General features: G+C 62.6%; 17 protein-coding genes. 7 read left to right on the forward strand and 10 right to left on the reverse strand.

The window, feature by feature from the left end:
* Window positions 1-2: 2 nt before the first annotated feature.
* The 7 genes from ACT89O_RS17915 to ACT89O_RS17945 all read left to right on the forward strand — a co-directional run bounded on the left by ACT89O_RS17915 (window position 3) and on the right by ACT89O_RS17945 (window position 7006).
* Window positions 3-1034: a glycosyltransferase family 2 protein gene (locus tag ACT89O_RS17915; protein WP_487256228.1), complete on the forward strand. Its 1032-nt coding sequence runs from the start codon at window positions 3-5 to the stop codon at window positions 1032-1034.
* The gene (locus ACT89O_RS17920) at window positions 1031-1729 is read left to right on the forward strand and encodes a class I SAM-dependent methyltransferase (protein WP_487260754.1); all 699 of its coding nucleotides are present in this window, start codon (window positions 1031-1033) and stop codon (window positions 1727-1729) included. The genes ACT89O_RS17915 and ACT89O_RS17920 overlap by 4 nt, the downstream gene beginning before the upstream one ends.
* Before the next feature lie 43 nt (window positions 1730-1772).
* Window positions 1773-2942, forward strand: coding sequence for a DegT/DnrJ/EryC1/StrS family aminotransferase (locus tag ACT89O_RS17925; RefSeq protein ID WP_487260755.1), 1170 nt, complete (start codon window positions 1773-1775; stop codon window positions 2940-2942).
* A 1-nt stretch (window position 2943) separates the two neighbouring features.
* The gene (locus ACT89O_RS17930; protein WP_487260756.1) at window positions 2944-3555 is read left to right on the forward strand and encodes a sugar transferase; all 612 of its coding nucleotides are present in this window, start codon (window positions 2944-2946) and stop codon (window positions 3553-3555) included.
* An 84-nt stretch (window positions 3556-3639) separates the two neighbouring features.
* Window positions 3640-5184, forward strand: coding sequence for a lysine--tRNA ligase (gene lysS / locus ACT89O_RS17935; RefSeq protein WP_487260757.1), 1545 nt, complete (start codon window positions 3640-3642; stop codon window positions 5182-5184).
* Window positions 5185-5252: 68 nt separating this feature from the next.
* Window positions 5253-6287, forward strand: a complete 1035-nt coding sequence (locus tag ACT89O_RS17940; RefSeq protein WP_121505761.1) for a GGDEF domain-containing response regulator — start codon at window positions 5253-5255, stop codon at window positions 6285-6287.
* Window positions 6288-6349: 62 nt separating this feature from the next.
* The gene (locus ACT89O_RS17945; RefSeq protein WP_487256361.1) at window positions 6350-7006 is read left to right on the forward strand and encodes a mechanosensitive ion channel family protein; all 657 of its coding nucleotides are present in this window, start codon (window positions 6350-6352) and stop codon (window positions 7004-7006) included.
* A 144-nt stretch (window positions 7007-7150) separates the two neighbouring features.
* Here ACT89O_RS17945 and nagZ read toward each other — a convergent pair whose 3' ends face one another.
* The 10 genes from nagZ to ACT89O_RS17995 form a co-directional block, all read right to left on the reverse strand.
* Window positions 7151-8242 carry a beta-N-acetylhexosaminidase gene (nagZ, locus tag ACT89O_RS17950; protein ID WP_055399443.1) on the reverse strand — a complete coding sequence of 364 codons (1092 nt, stop codon included), beginning with the start codon at window positions 8240-8242 and terminating at the stop codon, window positions 7151-7153.
* A gap of 73 nt (window positions 8243-8315) precedes the next feature.
* Complete coding sequence (gene acpS / locus ACT89O_RS17955; RefSeq protein ID WP_121505760.1) at window positions 8316-8711, reverse strand: holo-ACP synthase; 396 nt, start codon at window positions 8709-8711, stop codon at window positions 8316-8318.
* A 58-nt stretch (window positions 8712-8769) separates the two neighbouring features.
* Window positions 8770-9555 (reverse strand): pyridoxine 5'-phosphate synthase, encoded by a 786-nt coding sequence (locus ACT89O_RS17960; protein ID WP_176886630.1) that lies wholly within the window; start codon window positions 9553-9555, stop codon window positions 8770-8772.
* A complete protein-coding gene (gene recO / locus ACT89O_RS17965; protein WP_487260758.1) occupies window positions 9552-10316 on the reverse strand; it encodes a DNA repair protein RecO in 765 nt (254 codons plus the stop codon). The genes ACT89O_RS17960 and recO overlap by 4 nt, the downstream gene beginning before the upstream one ends.
* A 90-nt stretch (window positions 10317-10406) precedes the next feature.
* A complete protein-coding gene (era, locus tag ACT89O_RS17970) occupies window positions 10407-11411 on the reverse strand; it encodes a GTPase Era (RefSeq protein ID WP_487260759.1) in 1005 nt (334 codons plus the stop codon).
* Window positions 11408-12091: a ribonuclease III gene (gene rnc / locus ACT89O_RS17975; RefSeq protein WP_176886633.1), complete on the reverse strand. Its 684-nt coding sequence runs from the start codon at window positions 12089-12091 to the stop codon at window positions 11408-11410. Before rnc ends, era begins: the two co-directional genes overlap by 4 nt.
* Entirely contained in the window at window positions 12091-12459 is a 369-nt protein-coding gene (locus ACT89O_RS17980; RefSeq protein WP_176886634.1) for a DUF4845 domain-containing protein, read from the reverse strand. The genes rnc and ACT89O_RS17980 overlap by 1 nt, the downstream gene beginning before the upstream one ends.
* A gap of 38 nt (window positions 12460-12497) precedes the next feature.
* Window positions 12498-13475, reverse strand: coding sequence for a signal peptidase I (lepB, locus tag ACT89O_RS17985; RefSeq protein WP_176886635.1), 978 nt, complete (start codon window positions 13473-13475; stop codon window positions 12498-12500).
* Window positions 13475-15283: a translation elongation factor 4 gene (gene lepA, locus ACT89O_RS17990; RefSeq protein ID WP_055399457.1), complete on the reverse strand. Its 1809-nt coding sequence runs from the start codon at window positions 15281-15283 to the stop codon at window positions 13475-13477. The genes lepB and lepA overlap by 1 nt, the downstream gene beginning before the upstream one ends.
* A 511-nt stretch (window positions 15284-15794) precedes the next feature.
* On the reverse strand, window positions 15795-17258 hold the full coding sequence (locus tag ACT89O_RS17995) for a DegQ family serine endoprotease (protein WP_487260760.1): 1464 nt from the start codon (window positions 17256-17258) through the stop codon (window positions 15795-15797).
* Window positions 17259-17328 lie beyond the last annotated feature (70 nt).

The following is a 17328-nucleotide window of genomic DNA, read 5'->3' on the forward strand; positions in this document are numbered from 1 at the left end:
CCATGCCCACAGGCCTTGACTTGGACAACCTGATCAGCGTGATCGTGCCATGCCGCAACGAGCGCCAGCACATCGACGCTTTCTGTGACTCCGCCCTTCGCCAGCAACTCCCGGTGGGCTGGCGCATGGAAGTGCTGATTGCAGACGGTGACAGCGATGACGGCACGCGCGAACACCTGATGCAGCGCTGTGCTGCAGACCCCAGGCTCGTGCTGGTGGACAACCCCGGCCGCATTGTGTCCACCGGGCTCAACGCCTGCATTGCCCGCGCACGGGGTGGCACCATTGCCCGCATGGACGTGCACAGCCAGTTTGCCCCCGACTACCTTGCGCAGTGCATTGAGGCGCTCGAACGCACCCGCGCCGACAACGTGGGCGGCCCATGGGTCGCCCACGGAACGGGCCCCACCGGGGCCGCCATAGCCGCCGCCTTCCAATGCCGTTGGGTGGTGGGTGGCGCACGGTCGCGCGATGTGCAATACGAAGGTGAGGTGGATACCGTCTACCTCGGATGCTGGCCCCGCAGCGTGTTTGACCGATTCGGGCTGTTTGACGAAACGCTGGTGCGCAACCAGGACGACGAGCACAACCTGCGCATGCGCCTGGGGGGTGCACGCATCTGGCAGAGCAGCCTCATCCATTCCACCTACCACCCGCGCAATTCGCTCAGGCACCTGTTCGCGCAACAACGGCAATATGGCTACTGGCGGCCTTTTGTGATGCGCAAACATGGGCAGCCGGGCTCCGTGCGACAACTGGTGCCTGCAGCTTTTGTGGCCGCAGCAGTGGGAGCCTCCGCTGCCTCGCCGTGGTCCGCCTGGCCCTTGGCTGCACTGGGCATCGCCTACGCAGGGTATCTTCTGGCGGCATCCGTGGCGGCAGCCCGGTCGGCCCGCAACGGGGGACTGCTGCCCCGCCTCCCGGGGACGATTGCAGCGTTTCATGTGGGCTACGGCCTGGGTACCTGGCGAGGACTGTGGGACATTGCGCGCTCGCGCGCCCCTTCGTCCGACTTTGCACGCATCACCCGATGACCGACAACGAACTCCAGGCCGTCAAGGCCCGCTACGCCCGGCGCGACACAGTGGCCGACGAAGCGCGCTACAGCCTGTATGCCAACGCTGCGGCGCTGCAGGCGCAGCAGGAGCGCCTGCGCGCCATGGCACGCATCTGGCAAGCCCACGGCTGGAGCAGCCTGGCCCAGCGGCCCATGCTGGAGGTTGGCTGCGGGAGTGCGGGCAATTTGCACGATCTGGTGCGGCTGGGCGCCACGCCCGCTTGCCTGACGGGCCTGGAGCTTCTTCCCGAACGTGCCGCCGCAGCGCGCGCCTCGCTGCCAGCAGGCGTGGCCATTGTGGAAGGGGATGCCGCCTTGGCCCCGGTGCAGCCTGCCAGCCAGGATGCCGTGCTGGCGTTCACACTCTTCAGCTCCTTGCTTGACGAGGGCTATCGCCGCCATCTGGCCGACGTGATCTGGCAATGGGTCGCGCCCGGCGGCGGTGTTCTCGTCTATGACTTTGTCGTCAACAACCCCGCCAACACCGATGTACAGGGCATTCCACTGCGCGAACTGAGCATCCTGTTTCCCGGGGCACAGATACACTCCCGCCGCGTTACGTTGGCACCTCCGCTGGCACGGCGCCTGCCCGCGCCAGCGATTGCGCCAGCATCCACACTGCTGTGGTTTCTGCGCACCCACCGCCTGACCTGGGCCGTGAAGCCACGCTGAGCGCGGCCTCGCTCTGGCCCTTTTAGCACTCACCACAACGCCCATGAACTCCCCCGCCGACCTACCCTTTCTCCCGTTCGCCCGCCCCGACATCGGGCCGGCAGAAATCGATGCCGTCAGCGCGGCCATGCGCTCGGGATGGGTCACGACCGGGCCCAAGACCAAAGAGTTTGAGCAGGCATTCACCGCCTTCCTGGGCGGCGGTGGTCTGCAGAGCATCGCCGTCAACTCCGCCACGGCGGGCCTGCACCTTGCGCTGGAGGCCCTGGGCATCGGCCCCGGCGATGAAGTGATCGCGCCCACACTGACCTTCACCGCCACCGTGGAGGTGGTGCGCTACCTGGGTGCGGACCCGGTACTGGTGGACGTGGACCCGGTGACCCTCAATATCGACCCGGCCAAGGTGCGCGCGGCCATCACACCCCGCACCAAAGCCATCATGCCCGTGCACTACGGGGGCCTGGCCTGCGACATGGACGCCATCTTGGCCATCGCCAAAGAACATGGCTTGAAGGTGGTGGAAGACGCAGCCCATGCCTTGCCCACCACCTGGCGCGGCACCCTGGTGGGGCAGTTGCAGTCCGATGTCACGGTGTTCAGCTTCTACGCCAACAAGACCATCACCACCGGCGAAGGCGGCATGGCCGTCACGCATGACCCGGCGCTTGCGCAACGCATGCGCACCATGCGCCTGCATGGCATGAGCCGGGATGCGTTTGACCGCTTCACCTCCAAAACCCCGGCCTGGTACTACGAGGTGGTCGCTCCGGGCTTCAAGTACAACATGACGGACGTTGCCGCCGCCATGGGCGTGGAGCAGCTGGCACGGCTGCCACAGTTTGTGCAGCGGCGCCAGGACTTGGCAACCCGCTACCACGATCAGCTGGCGCCGCTGCCCCTGACCTTGCCAGCCGATGCACCCCAAGGCGACACCCACGCATGGCACCTGTATGTCATCCGGCTGCGAGCGGACGCACCACTGGGGCGTGACGAGGTCATCCAAGCGCTGTCGGACCGGGGCATCGGCACCAGCGTGCACTATGTGCCGCTGCACCGGCACCCGTACTGGCGGGACCGCTATCAGCTCACGCCGGAGATGTTCCCCCAGGCCGATGCAGCCTACCAGGCCATGATCAGCATCCCCCTGTTCACCGCCATGGGTGACAGCGATCAGGACCGTGTGATTGCCGCGCTGCACGAGGTGCTGGGCTGACATGCCCAAGCGGCTGTTCGACCTGTTCTTGGCCGCCCTCGGGCTGCTGCTGCTCGCGCCCGCGCTGCTGGCCGTGGCACTGTGGGTGGTGTGGGATTCGCCCGGCCCGGCATTCTTTCGCCAACAGCGTGTGGGCCGCGCAGGCAGGTTGTTTCGCATCTACAAGTTCCGCACCATGCACCCGCGTGCAGAAGCTGCGGGCCCGGCGATTACCGTGGGGGCCGACACCCGCATCACCCGGGCGGGCCACTGGCTGCGGCGCACCAAGATCGATGAATTGCCGCAGCTTTTCAACGTGCTGCTGGGCCATATGAGCCTTGTCGGCCCCCGGCCCGAGGTGCCGCACTATGTGGCGCTTTACCCGGAATCTGTGCGAGACCTGGTGCTCAGCGTCCGGCCGGGCATCACGGACCGCGCCTCCATCGAATTTCGCGACGAAAGCACTTTGCTGGGACAGAGCAGCGATCCAGAGCGCACTTACGTGGAGCAGATTCTGCCCATCAAGCTGCGCTATGCCGCCGAGTACGCCCGCTCGCACACGCTTTGGAGCGACTTGAAGATCATCGTGAAGACGGCATCCGCGCTGTGGGGCGATCGCCCGTCCAGGGGATAAGGACCAGTCGGCACCCTGTAGCCGATAAAATCAGGGGTTTGGCTGAACCCAGCCCCATTTCACGCCCCCGCACCGACGGCACCTATGTCAGACCAAAACCACGCCCCCGCTCCCCAGGACGAAAACCAGCTCATCGCAGAGCGCCGCGAAAAGCTCCGCGCTCTGCGCGAAGTCCAGGCCACTGGCGGTGGGGTTGCCTTCCCCAATAACTTCAAGCCCAGCCACAAGGCTGCCCAGTTGCACCTGGAACACAGCACTGCCACGAACGAGTCCCTCGAAGCCACGCCAGTGAACGTCTCCGTTGCTGGCCGCATGATGCTCAAGCGCGTGATGGGCAAGGCCAGTTTTGCAACCGTGCAGGATGGATCGCTGGGCGACGTGGGCGGCCGCATTCAGCTCTATGTGACCCGTGACGCCGTGGGCGAAGACCTGTATGCCGCCTTCAAGCACTGGGACCTGGGCGATATCGTGGGCGCCGAAGGCACGCTGATGAAGACCAAGACGGGCGAGCTGTCGGTCAAGGTGACCAGCCTGCGCCTGCTCACCAAGAGCCTGCGCCCGCTGCCCGACAAATTCCACGGCATGGCTGACCAGGAGCAGAAATACCGCCAGCGCTACGTGGACCTGATCACCGACGAGCACGCCCGCAAGCGCTTCATGGCGCGCAGTAAGGCCGTGAGCGGGCTGCGCGAATTCATGGTGAGCCACGGCTTCCTTGAAGTCGAAACGCCCATGCTGCACCCCATCCCGGGCGGCGCCAATGCCAAGCCGTTCGTCACGCACCACAACGCGCTGGAGCAGGAGATGTACCTGCGCATCGCGCCCGAGCTCTACCTCAAGCGCCTGATCGTGGGCGGCTTCGAGCGTGTGTTCGAGATCAACCGCAGCTACCGCAACGAAGGCATCTCGGTGCGCCACAACCCCGAGTTCACCATGATGGAGTTCTACGCGGCGTACTGGAACTACCTGGACCTGATGGACTTCACCGAGACGCTGATCCGTGAAGTGGCACTGAAAGCCACGGGCTCGCTGCAGATGACCTACCAGGGCCGCGCGGTGGACCTGACCCAGCCCTTTGCCCGCCTGACGATCCGCGAAGCCATCTTCCAGCACACGGAAGCAGGCGCCCATGTGGACGATGCCGCATGGCTCATCAGCGCATTGAAGAAGCTGGGCATGACCGAAGAGAAGGACAAGCTCTCGGCCCGCACGCTGGCCAGCCTGCAGGTGCTGTACTTTGAAGAAACGGTGGAAGACAAGCTGTGGCAGCCCACCTTCATCATGGAGCACCCCACCGAGATCTCGCCCCTGGCGCGTGCCAACGACGCGCGCCCCGAGGTGACGGAGCGCTTTGAGCTGTACATCACCGGCCGAGAGTTCGGCAATGGTTTCAGCGAACTGAACGATGCCGAAGACCAGGCCGCCCGCTTTCACGCCCAGGTGGCCGCCAAAGACAGCGGCGATGACGAAGCCATGTTCTACGACCACGATTTCGTGCGCGCGCTGGAATACGGCATGCCCCCCACGGGGGGTTGCGGTATCGGCATTGACCGTTTCATGATGCTGCTGACTGACAGCCCCAGCATTCGCGACGTGATCCTGTTCCCCGCGCTTCGCCGCGAGTCCTGAGTCGCGCGTCCCCGATGCCCTCGGGGCATCCCGGACCCGCCCTTTGAAGGCCCCAAGGAGACACTACCGTGCCCTTCAGTTCCAGCAACGCCCCCTACCCGGCCAGCCAGCCCTTGCCCTCGGGCAACGCTTTTTCGGTGCTGGTGGTCGAAGACCAGGGATCCGTGCGCGCAGCGCTGGTGGCCGAGCTGCGGCGGGCTGGGGTGTCAGACATCTTTGAGGCGCCCGAGGGCATCGCAGCGCTGCACCTGTTCAAAACCCACCGCCCCGATCTGGTGCTGCTGGACATCCGGCTGCCCGGCCAAGACGGCTACTGGGTGGCCCAGCAGATGCGCGAGAGCGAGGCGGGCGACTGGACGCCCATCATCTTCCTCTCGGGCCTGGACAACGAACTCGATGTGTGGCGCGGTATTGAAGTGGGTGGTGACGACTACCTCGTCAAACCCGTCAAGCCCATCGTGCTGATGGCCAAACTGCGTGCCATGCGCCGGCTGCTGGACATGCGCCGCAGGCTCGTCTCCATGTCGGCCGAGTTGCATCTGGCCAACCAGCGGCTCAACGAAATGGTGGAGATCGATGCGCTCACCGGCCTGGTCAACCGCCGGGGGTTTGACCGCATTTTGCACAACGAAATCCTGGCTGCGCGCCGGGACGGCACGCCGCTCACGCTGATGCTGTGCGACCTGGACCACTTCAAGCTCTTCAACGACGCCAGCGGGCATGTGCAGGGCGATGCCTGCCTGAAGGAAGTCGGCCGCCTGTTGCGCGAGGTGTGCGTGCGCCCTCGTGACATCGCGTCACGCTACGGTGGTGAGGAATTCGCCCTCATCCTGCCCAATACGCCACGCTCGGGTGCCATGACCTTCGCGCGGGCCCTGGGACAGCTGCTCAAGGTGCGCGCCCTTCCACACGCAGATTCACCGCTGGGCAACATCCTCACGCTGTCAGGCGGCATCACCACCTGCGTGCCTGACGACAGCACCAACGCCGAAAGCATGATCATGCGTGCCGACCAGGCGCTTTATGCCGCCAAGGCCCAGGGCCGCAATCGCTTCTTCAGTTTTGAAATGCAGATGGACACCGTGGAGCAACTGCGCAATTGAGTTTCTTTTCTGCCCTCACGTTTGACGCCACCGAGCGCAACGCCCGCACCGCCGTTTCGCGCATGCAGCTGCTGAAAACCCGCCTTCCCGACTGGGTACAAGACTGGCTCGAAGTCATCATCCCCGGCACGCAGATCCTGCTGATCCTGTTTGTCGCCTGGCTGCTGCAACGGGTGCTGCGCCGCATAGTGCGCCGTGCCAGCGCGCACTACCAGGTGCCCGACGAACTGGTGGTGCCCATGAACGGGCTGATCCGCTGGCTCATCATTGCCAGTGCGGCGCTGCTGGTGCTGGAACGCATGGGGGTGTCGGCCACCGTGCTCTGGACCGCGTTCACCGGGTTTGCCACTGTCGGGGCCGTGGCCTTTTTCGCGGCGTGGAGTGTGCTCTCCAACCTGTTTTGCGCGCTGCTCATCTTCACCGTGCGGCCCTTCAAGATTGGCGACTACATCGAGGTGCTGGACACCGCCGAAAAGCCCGGGGCCAAAGGACGTGTGGTGGACATCAACCTGCTCTACACCACGCTCGAAGACCATGGCGCTGCGGCGGACCAGGTAGCCTGGCTGCAGATTCCCAATGCGCTGGTATTTCAACGCGTGGTGCGCAGGTTTCAGGGAGTGCCACCACCGCCTGCACTACCCGCCACCGCTGCAGAGGCCGCAGAAAGTGCACCGGCAGCCCCGCCTCCAGTCACGCCAGGGCCCTTCAACACGCCCTAGTCCACTGAAGCCGAGAAATCGGCTGTGCGTGAGGGTCTGGCAGGGTCGCACGCTAGGCGGCGGGCGCAGGCGGGTTGCACACCCGGCGAGCACGGCAACGACGAGGGCGCCGAACCAGACTCCAGGCCACGGGCTCTCACGGCGTCAGGGCAACAGGTCCAAGGCCTGCAGATAGGCGGGCTGGTACATCAACTCATCCCAGGCCTGGGGCAGGGTTTCGGGCAGCAGCGCCAGGCGGCGGGATTCGCTGTCCACACTCGGCTGCCAGCGGCCCTGGTTCTGGGCCTGTTCCAGGCCGTCGATGAGTTCATCCACGGCCTTGCCATCGCCCACGCTCTGGTTGCACAACAGCACCAGGTCGCAGCCTGCCTCCAGCGCTGCAACGGCTGCGTCGGTGTAGCTGACGACCTGGCCGTCCAGACGCCGAGCGCCTTCCATGCTGAGGTCGTCGCTGAAGATGGCGCCGTCAAAACGCATCTGCCGCCGCAGGATGTCCTGCAGCCAGCGCTGCGAGAAGCCTGCGGGGCGGCTATCGACCTTGGGGTAGATCACATGGGCGGGCATCACGCTGGTGAGCGTGCTGCTGAGCCAGGGGTATGGCGCGGCGTCGTCGGCCAGGATGGCCTTCAAGCTACGCTTGTCCACCGGCACCTCGGTGTGCGAGTCGGCTTTGACAAAGCCGTGCCCCGGGAAGTGTTTGCCGCAGTTGGCCATGCCGGCCTGCAGCAGACCGTGCATGAGGCTTTTGGCGAGCAGCGCCACCACACGCGGGTCGCGGTGAAAGGCACGGTCGCCGATCACACCGCTTTCACCCCAATCGAGATCGAGAACGGGGGTGAACGAGAAATCAACCCCACAGGCGCGCAACTCCGCACCCAGCACGTAGCCCGCCGCCGTGGCCGCATTGGTGGCGCGCAGCGCGCCGCTGCCAGGCACGGCCTTGGCGCCCTTGCCATCGTCCATCCACATCTCGCCGAGAGCGCGCATGGGCGGCAGGTGGGTGAAGCCATCGGTGCGAAAGCGCTGCACGCGGCCGCCCTCATGGTCCACGCAGATCAGCAGGTCGTCACGCACGGCCTTGATACTGCTGGTCAGCTGCAGCAGCTGCGCGCGGTTTTCCCAGTTGCGGGCAAACAGGATCACGCCGCCGGTCAGTGGGTGGGCCAGGCGGCGGCGGTCGGCGGCAGTCAGCTCTGTGCCTGCCACGTCGAGGATGAGGGGGGCGTGTTCGGTCATAGGGTGTCAAACATCAGGTTGCTATTACAAACATAGCTGCTAGCGCTTATCCATCAAGCGCCAGATGCCATTTTTAATCCAATTTCTCTACCACACAGAAGCTGGCGGCGTAGTCGGTCTCGTCCGTCACGCTCAGGTGCGCTTTCAGCCCTTTGGCGTCAAACCATTCCTTGAGTGCGCCGTGCAGCACGATCACGGGCTGGCCGCTCGCAAGCTTGGCCACTTCGCAGTGGCGCCAGGTCATGGGCATGCGCATACCCAGGCCGATGGCTTTGCTGAACGCTTCCTTGGCAGAGAACCGCGTGGCCAGGTAGCGCAGGCCGCGGTCGGGCCAACGGCCACTCCTCTCGCGCCAGGTGGCCAGTTCGCCGTCGGCCAGCACCTTCTGGGCAAAGCGCTCGCCGTGGCGTTCCAGGCTGGCCGCGATGCGGCGCACGTCGCAGATGTCGGTGCCAATGCCGTAGATCATGGTTTTTGAATGAAATTGGGCTCTAGCGCTTATCCATAAAGCGCTAGCAGCTATCAAATCAGGAGTTATCAGGTTGTGCGGCACAACCCGACTGGATGCAGCCCAGGTAGGCCAATACCGTGGCGGCGTAGCCCAGCTCCAGCGCGTCGGCAATGAGGGCGTGGCCGATCGAGACTTCGAGCACGCCGGGCACCTCGCGCACAAAGGCGGCGAGGTTGTCACGGTTGAGGTCGTGACCCGCGTTCACGCCCAGCCCCACATCCAGCGCGGCCTGAGCGGCGGCGGCGTAGCGCTTGAGCTCAACGTCTTGCTGCGGCGTGCCCCAGGCTGCGGCATAGGGCTCGGTGTACAGCTCCACCCGGTCAGCGCCCACCGCCTCGGCGGCGGCCATCTGCTCGGGCACGGGGTCCATGAACAGGCTCACGCGCACGCCCAATGCTTTGCACTCGGCGATCAGGGGCGCCAGGCGCTCGGCATCCTGCGGAAAGCTCCAGCCGTGGTCGCTGGTGAACTGGTCTTCGCTGTCGGGTACAAAGGTCGCCTGGTGCGGGCGAACCTTGCGGATGAAGTCCATCAGGTTCTGAGATGGATTGCCCTCGATGTTGTATTCGCGGTCGGGCCAGGCCTTCATCAGCGTGGCCAGCTCGAACACGTCCTGGCTGCGGATGTGCCGCTCGTCGGGCCGAGGATGCACGGTGATGCCCTGGGCCCCCGCCTGCAGGCACAGCTCGGCCGCCCGGGTGACGCTGGGAATGCCCAGATGGCGCGTGTTGCGCACCAGGGCGACCTTGTTGACATTGACCGAAAGGGCCGTGGCGTGGGGGGTGCGTGAGGTCTGGTTCATAGGGCCTGCAGATCGATCATGAGCTGGCGGGTGCGCAGCATGGGGCTGCCGCAATGGTATTGCAGCAGGGCGCGCAGCTGGGGTTTGAGTTCTGCAGCCACCGGCGCGCAGGCACGCAAGGTGGCGGTGTAGGTGGCGGCGTCGTCCAGCGCGCGTTGCAACGTCTGCCACTGGCCGCCGAGCAGGCCCGCGCGGTCGGCCGAAGAGGAAGCGCGCAGGCCGCCTTCGGGCACCAGCGTGTAGCGCGTCTTGGGTTGCAAGACCTCCAACGTCATGGTCTGGACATCCAGGCCAGGAAGCAAGCCAATCTCGCGCAGCAGCAATAGCTCAAAGCTGCGCAGCACAGGCTCTAACGCATCGCCGTGTTCGCTGGCCAACACCCGCACCACACCGGCATAGGCATCGAACAGGGCCGCATGTGGATCGGCGCGCGCCAGCAGGCGCAGCAGTAGCTCGTTGAGGTACATGCCCGACAGCAGGGCATCACCCGTGGGCATCACATGGCCGCCCACCCACTCCGCCCCCTTGAGGGTGTGGATGTCTGCGCTGCCATCCCCGGTGAGCGTGTAGGTCACCAGCAAGGGCTGGAGCGGCAGTAGCACCGGGCGGAAGTTGGAGCTGGGCTTCTTGGCCCCCTTGGCCACCAGCGCCACACGCCCTTGCTGACGGCAGAAAACCTCCAGGATCAGGCTGGACTCGCTCCAGTCGTAGCTGTGCAGCACGAAGGCGGGTTCATCGGAGATGCGCTTGGCGGCAGCCATTGGCTTCAGGCCCGCAGAAATGCATGCGGCTGGCAAGCGCCAGACAGCTTGTGCCGCCCGGACAAGACAGGGTCGCAGGCGGGCACGGAATTATTCGTAACCGAACGAGCGCACGCGCGCCTCGTCGTCGGCCCAGCCGGAGCGCACCTTGACCCACAGCTCCAGGAACACCTTGGCATCCATGAGCTTTTCCAGTTCCTGGCGGGCTTCGGTGCCAATACGCTTCAGGCGCTCGCCCTTGTCGCCGATCACCATCATCTTGTGGTTGTCACGCTCGACCACGATGGTGGCAGCGATCTTGACCAGCCGCTTGTGCTGCTTGCTGGCTTCTTCCTCAAACTTGTCGATCACCACGGTAGAGGTGTAAGGCAGTTCGTCGCCCGTGAAGCGGAACAGCTTCTCGCGCACGGTTTCGGACGCCAGAAACTTCTCGCTGCGGTCGGTCAGCTCGTCTTCGCCGTACCACCAGCCCTGCTCGGGCAGGTACTTGGCGCAGATGCCAAATAGGCGCTCGATGTCGCCCTTGTTCTTGGCCGACATCGGCACAAACTCGGCAAACGGGTGGCGCTCCTGCATGCTCTTGAGCCAGGGGGCCAGCTCGGCACGGCGGTGCACCATGTCGAGCTTGTTGGCCAGCAGCAGCGTGGGGATGCCGGGCTTGAACAGCGACAGCACCTTGGCATCGGCCAGCGTGAAGTTGCCAGCCTCGACCACAAAGAGGATCAGGTCCACATCGCCAATCGCGCCCATCACAGTCTTGTTCAGCGACTTGTTGAGTGCGGTGGCATGGCGCGTCTGGAAACCCGGTGTGTCCACGAAGATGAACTGTGTCTGCTCGCGCGTACGAATACCGGTGATGCGGTGCCGCGTGGTCTGCGCCTTGCGCGAGGTGATGCTGATCTTCTGCCCCACCAGCGCATTGAGCAATGTGGACTTTCCCACGTTGGGCTTGCCCACGATGGCGATCACACCACAACGCTGGCCGGGCACGGCGGCCGGGGAGCCTGCTGCCGCCAGCATGGCTTCGAGGTCATTTTGCGCTCCAACGCTTGCTGGATCGGCTTCATTCGCTACATCTTTGGTAGCATCATTCATAATTTCTTTGCTTTCAATGTGGCCAGCATGGCAGCAGCGGCTGCCTGCTCGCCCGCCCGGCGGGAGCCGCCGATGCCGCGTTCGGTGAGGCCCAGTTCAGGAATATCGCACTCGACGTCGAAGGTCTGGCGGTGCGCAGCGCCCACTGTGGCGACGACCTTGTACTGCGGCAGCTTCATTTTGCGGCCCTGGAGCAACTCCTGCAATGCAGTTTTAGCGTCCTTGGATGCAGCCTGCATCTGCGGGTTGATCTCTACACCCTGAAAAAGGCGGTGCACCAACGCTTCGGCACTCGCATACCCGGCATCCAGGTACACGGCGCCAATCAGCGCTTCCAGCGCGTCGGCCAGAATGGATGGACGTTGCTGTCCTCCCGATTTGGACTCGCCCTCACCCAATCGCAGCACGTCGGAGATCTTGAGGCCCAGCGCCAGCTGGTGCAGCGTGTCCTGCTTGACGAGGTTGGCACGCACGCGAGATAGATCGCCTTCCGGCAACGCCGACAACTGCCGATACAGCAGGCTCGCAACCGCCAGATTCAACACGGAATCACCCAGAAACTCCAGCCGCTCGTTGTGGTCGGCCGAAAAACTGCGGTGCGTGGTGGCGCGCTGAAGAAGGGATGGATCGGAAAAAACATGCTGCAGGCGCGCCTGCAACGCTTGAAGACCGGGAAGCACTACTTGGTCTGTCCTTCAAAGCGGTAGACAAGGAAGGCTGGGCCCGCTAACGCAATCTCACGGGAATACTTATAGGAAACCACGACCTTGTTGTCGCCCCGCTTGGCAACTTCCAGGTCCTTGCCTTGTATGGAGCTGATGTTGTCAATGGCCGCCGCACGGTCAAAGCTGGCTCGGACATCAGACACAGTGGAGGCCTCCTTGGCAGCCTTAGTTGCAGCCTTGTTGATCGCCTGATACTCCAGAAAAATGGGGACAGACTGTCCACCAATCGCAAATACAGCCACGGCGAATACCCCGACGAACACCAAACCAAAGAAAGACAAACCACGTTGCCGAAATGGGCTGGTAGAGCGTTTGATATGCATGTGTTTCCCCCTCAGTGTCCAAAAAAGCTGGTCATCCATCAATGGAACGACCCAATGCGCTTGAGATTACCGAAATTCATCCAGACAAAAAAGGCCTTCCCGACGATATTGCCCTCAGGAACAAAGCCCCAGTAGCGTGAATCGAGCGAGTTGTCCCGGTTGTCGCCCATCATGAAGTAGTGGCCCTCGGGCACCTTGCACACAACACCCTCAACACTGTAACGGCAGTTCTTGCGATAGGCAAAATTGCTGGCGCCTTGCACAAAGGCGGGCACATCCGGGTTGTTCAACAAACGGTGGGGCTGTGCGCCCAGTTGCTCTTCAAACTGTTTGAAGTAGCGCATCGAGTCTTCTTCGAAAAAGTCCGGCAGCGCCTTGGTGTCAATGGCCTGACCGTTGACCGTGAGGCGCTTGTTGATGTAGGCCACCTCGTCACCCGGCACACCCACCACCCGCTTGATGTAGTCAAGGCTCGGCTGGGGTGGATAGCGGAACACCAGAACATCTCCACGCGCAGGCTTGGTGCCCTCGGTGATCTTGGTATGGATCACCGGCAGGCGGACGCCGTAGGTGAACTTGTTCACCAGGATCAGGTCGCCCACCAGCAGGGTGGGAATCATCGAACCCGACGGGATTTTGAAGGGCTCGAAAAGAAACGACCTCAGAACAAACACGGCAACGATGACCGGGAAAAGCCCCGCTGTCCAGTCCAGCCACCAAGGCTGCATGAGCAGCCGCCCCTTGGCCTCCTGCACATCCACATCGACTTTCTGGATGCCCATGCGGTCCAGCTCCGCACGGCGTGCGGTCGCCGCATCTTCGACGGCCTGGGCGGCTCGGCGACGTTGGGGCAGAAAGTAGAAACGCTCGGCCAGCCAGTACGCGCCCGTGACCACCGTGGCCAGGAACAACAGCAAGGCGAAATTGCCTTCGATGGCACCAAAGTACCAGGCCCCGATATAGCCACCAAATGCGGCCAGCACCAGGGATGTGAAAATCTGCATGAACTGGAGCATCAGTCTTCCACCTGCAAAATGGCCAGGAATGCCTCTTGTGGCACTTCGACCGATCCGATCTGTTTCATGCGTTTCTTGCCTGCTTTCTGCTTCTCAAGGAGCTTGCGTTTGCGGCTGACATCGCCGCCGTAACATTTTGCCAGCACGTTCTTGCGCAGCGCCTTGATGGTCTCTCGCGCAATGATGTTGGCGCCAATGGCCGCCTGGATGGCCACGTCATACATCTGGCGGCTGATGATCTCGCGCATCTTGGCAACCACTGCGCGGCCGCGGTACTGCGATTGTGATCGGTGCACAATGATGGACAGTGCATCCACCTTTTCGCCGTTCAGAAGGATGTCCACCTTCACCACGTCGGACGCACGGTACTCCTTGAACTCGTAGTCCATGGAGGCATACCCACGCGACACCGACTTGAGCTTGTCGAAGAAGTCGAGCACGATTTCACCCAGCGGCATTTCATAGGTGAGCATCACCTGGCGGCCGTGGTACGCCATGTTCATCTGCACACCGCGCTTTTGGTTGGCGAGCGTCATCACCGGGCCGACATAGTCCTGGGGCATGTACAGATGCACCGTGACGATGGGCTCGCGGATTTCCTCCAGCCGCCCCTGATCGGGCATCTTGGAGGGGTTCTCGACCATGATCACTTCACCATCGGCCTTGACCACTTGATAGACCACGCTGGGTGCGGTCGTGATGAGATCCTGGTCAAACTCGCGCTCCAGGCGCTCCTGCACGATTTCCATATGCAGCAGGCCGAGAAACCCGCAACGAAAACCGAAGCCCAACGCTTGGCTCACTTCAGGCTCGTAGTGCAGCGAAGCATCGTTGAGCTTGAGTTTTTCAAGCGCATCACGCAGCGAGTCATATTCGCTCGCCTCGGTCGGGTACAGACCGGCAAACACCTGGGGCTGGATTTCCTTGAAGCCGGGGAGCGCCTCGGCGGCAGGGCCCGCATTGTTGGGCAACTTCTTTTCGAGGGTGATCGTGTCGCCCACCTTGGCAGCCTGCAGCTCCTTGATGCCAGCGATGATGTAGCCCACCTGCCCTGCGTCAAGCGAGTTGCGCGGCTCGTTGGCGGGCGTGAACACACCGAGGTTGTCCGCGTTGTACACCGCACCACTGGCCATCATCTTGATACGCTCGCCCTTGAGCAAACGGCCATCGACCACACGCACCAGCATCACCACGCCCACATAGCTGTCGAACCAGCTGTCGATGATCATCGCGCGAAGTGGTCCATCGGCATTGCCGCGCGGCGCGGGCACCTTGGCCACGATGGCTTCAAGGATCTCATCAATACCCATGCCGGTCTTGGCGGAGCAGGGAATCGCGTCGGTCGCGTCGATGCCAATCACATCTTCGATCTCGGCCTTCGCATTGTCGGGATCGGCATTGGGCAGATCCATCTTGTTGAGTACGGGCACCACCTCGACACCCAGATCCAATGCGGTGTAGCAGTTCGCAACGGTCTGAGCTTCAACGCCTTGCGAAGCATCCACCACCAGCAACGCGCCCTCGCATGCCGACAACGAGCGGCTCACTTCATACGAGAAGTCCACATGCCCCGGTGTGTCGATCAGATTGAGGTTGTAGACCTGCCCATCCTGCGCCTTGTATTGCAGCGCTGCGGTCTGCGCCTTGATGGTTATCCCACGCTCTTTTTCGATATCCATCGAGTCCAGAACCTGGGCCTCCATCTCACGGTCCGCAAGGCCTCCGCAGCGCTGGATCAAGCGATCTGCAAGCGTCGACTTGCCATGGTCGATGTGCGCAATGATGGAAAAATTTCTGATGTGGTTCATCAACGGAAAGCGTCAAGTGATTGAATTAAAACGGAGCACACAAGAAAAAAGGGCGCGTCGAATGGCGACGCGCCCTGAACCAACAATCATTGGCAACTGCGATAGTTGGAGCTTCATTGTAGGCAAAAAGCCCGCAGTAAAAAGCCCATCCGACTGCATCCAAGGGGAGTTGCCAGGGTGCAACAGGGATCTTATCAACAACTTATACACAGTCTGCACAACTACAACGCTGGACAACTTGTGGGTGAGCTGTGGATCGGCTGTGCATGACACCGTCACATCCCGCATCGTGAATCAACGTCCAGCTAATATATGAATTAGCGTTGAACAGGGGCCTCTATTCTATCGAAATCAGTTGATAGACCCTCATAAAGTTAGCCAAGGCTAACTTGCAACATCGAAAGAAGGAAAAGACAAAAAAACCAAAATGCCCACACCTCCGGCAAAGGCCTGCTGCAAACGTGGGGAAATGGGTCAACCCATCCCCCCATATCTGCCACAACGCCACTCGTCATCGTCCGGGACGGATCAAGGCATATTGGGCCCACTCGCCGCGCCGATACAGCACATTGATGGACTTGTTCTTGTCGGCCTTGGCGAGTACAGCCTCAAACTCCTTCACACCAGACACTTCCGTGTTGGCAATCGCGAGAATCACATCCCCTTCGCGCAGGCCGGCACGTGCTGCGGCCTCTGTGGCGGTCGCGACCAGCACACCGCCCTTGATCTTGAGCTCCTTTTTCTGGGCGTCCGAAAGTTCCGTGACCGCCAATCCCATTTGCTGTGCAGCAGCCGAAGCCTTGGGTTTCTCCTCACGCTCCGCCGTTTTGGCAGCTGGCTTGTCGGGCTCAATTTCGGCAATGGTGATGCCCAGGTCCCGCGAAGCGCCACGGCGGAACACGGTCATCGTGCTCTTGGTACCAGGCTTGGTATTGCCCACCAGTCGGGGCAGGTCCGCAACCTTCTCGATGGACTTGCCGTCAAAGCGGGTGATGATGTCACCAGCCTCCACGCCCGCCTTGTCTGCGGGTGACCCCGCCTCTACCCCGGTCACCAGCGCACCCTGGGCCTTGCCCAGGCCAATGGACTCCGCAACGTCCTTGGTGACCTGCCCGATCTGCACGCCGATACGGCCCCGTGTCACCCGACCGGATGCGCGCAACTGCTCACTCACGCGGATGGCTTCGTCCATCGGAATCGCGAACGAAATGCCCATGAATCCACCCGAGCGCGAATAGATCTGGCTGTTGATCCCCACCACCTCGCCACGCATGTTGATGAGCGGACCGCCCGAGTTGCCCGGGTTGATGGCCACATCGGTCTGGATGAACGGGAGATAGTCCCCCGTATCGCGCTGCTTGGCACTCACAATGCCCGCAGTCACCGTGTTCTCCAACCCGAAGGGCGATCCGATCGCCATCACCCATTCGCCCACCCGCAAACGCCCCACATCACCCACCTTGACGGCGGGCAAGCCCGTCGCCTCGATCTTGACCACCGCCACATCGGTTCGCTTGTCCGCACCAATGATCTTGGCTTTGAATTCGCGCTTGTCGGTCAGCGTGACGATCACCTCATCAGCGCCGTCCACGACATGCGCATTGGTCATCACAAACCCGTCCGCAGTCAGGATGAAGCCAGAACCCACGCCGCGCGGCTGCTCATCGTCTTGCGGCCGCTGAGGACGTTGCTGCCTGGGCACATTGGGAATCGGCACGCCAAAGCGGCGGAAGAACTCCATCATCTCCTCGTCCATGCCGTTTGCACTTGCACGGCTCGACGCTTTTTCTACCGTCCGAATATTGACCACCGAGGGCCCCACCTGGTCCACCAGGTCCGTAAAATCTGGCAACCCGCGAACCGCTGCAGCAGGTTGTGCCAAGGCCGCTTGGGGCAAACCCATGCCGCCAGCAACCCCTGCGAACATGCATGCAAATGCCAGGGAGCGCAGCGCATTTCCATCGAACTTCGACATCATCGACCTTTCGTGATTGGTAGCAAATACAGTCATCAAACTGTGTGTAACTGTGAAGAGTGTGCGGCCA

Source organism: Acidovorax sp. NN32, from assembly GCF_057597245.1.

Bases quoted from the DNA above. Each gene is read 5' to 3' on its own strand.
- ACT89O_RS17915 (WP_487256228.1), top strand. From the start codon at position 3: ATGCCCACAGGCCTTGACTTGGACAACCTGATCAGCGTGATCGTGCCA.
- ACT89O_RS17920 (WP_487260754.1), top strand. From the start codon at position 1,031: ATGACCGACAACGAACTCCAGGCCGTCAAGGCCCGCTACGCCCGGCGC.
- ACT89O_RS17925 (WP_487260755.1), top strand. From the start codon at position 1,773: ATGAACTCCCCCGCCGACCTACCCTTTCTCCCGTTCGCCCGCCCCGAC.
- ACT89O_RS17930 (WP_487260756.1), top strand. From the start codon at position 2,944: ATGCCCAAGCGGCTGTTCGACCTGTTCTTGGCCGCCCTCGGGCTGCTG.
- lysS (WP_487260757.1), top strand. From the start codon at position 3,640: ATGTCAGACCAAAACCACGCCCCCGCTCCCCAGGACGAAAACCAGCTC.
- ACT89O_RS17945 (WP_487256361.1), top strand. From the start codon at position 6,350: ATGCAGCTGCTGAAAACCCGCCTTCCCGACTGGGTACAAGACTGGCTC.
- nagZ (WP_055399443.1), bottom strand. From the start codon at position 8,242: ATGACCGAACACGCCCCCCTCATCCTCGACGTGGCAGGCACAGAGCTG.
- acpS (WP_121505760.1), bottom strand. From the start codon at position 8,711: ATGATCTACGGCATTGGCACCGACATCTGCGACGTGCGCCGCATCGCG.
- ACT89O_RS17960 (WP_176886630.1), bottom strand. From the start codon at position 9,555: ATGAACCAGACCTCACGCACCCCCCACGCCACGGCCCTTTCGGTCAAT.
- recO (WP_487260758.1), bottom strand. From the start codon at position 10,316: ATGGCTGCCGCCAAGCGCATCTCCGATGAACCCGCCTTCGTGCTGCAC.
- era (WP_487260759.1), bottom strand. From the start codon at position 11,411: ATGAATGATGCTACCAAAGATGTAGCGAATGAAGCCGATCCAGCAAGC.
- ACT89O_RS17980 (WP_176886634.1), bottom strand. From the start codon at position 12,459: ATGCATATCAAACGCTCTACCAGCCCATTTCGGCAACGTGGTTTGTCT.
- lepB (WP_176886635.1), bottom strand. From the start codon at position 13,475: ATGCTCCAGTTCATGCAGATTTTCACATCCCTGGTGCTGGCCGCATTT.
- lepA (WP_055399457.1), bottom strand. From the start codon at position 15,283: ATGAACCACATCAGAAATTTTTCCATCATTGCGCACATCGACCATGGC.
- ACT89O_RS17995 (WP_487260760.1), bottom strand. From the start codon at position 17,258: ATGTCGAAGTTCGATGGAAATGCGCTGCGCTCCCTGGCATTTGCATGC.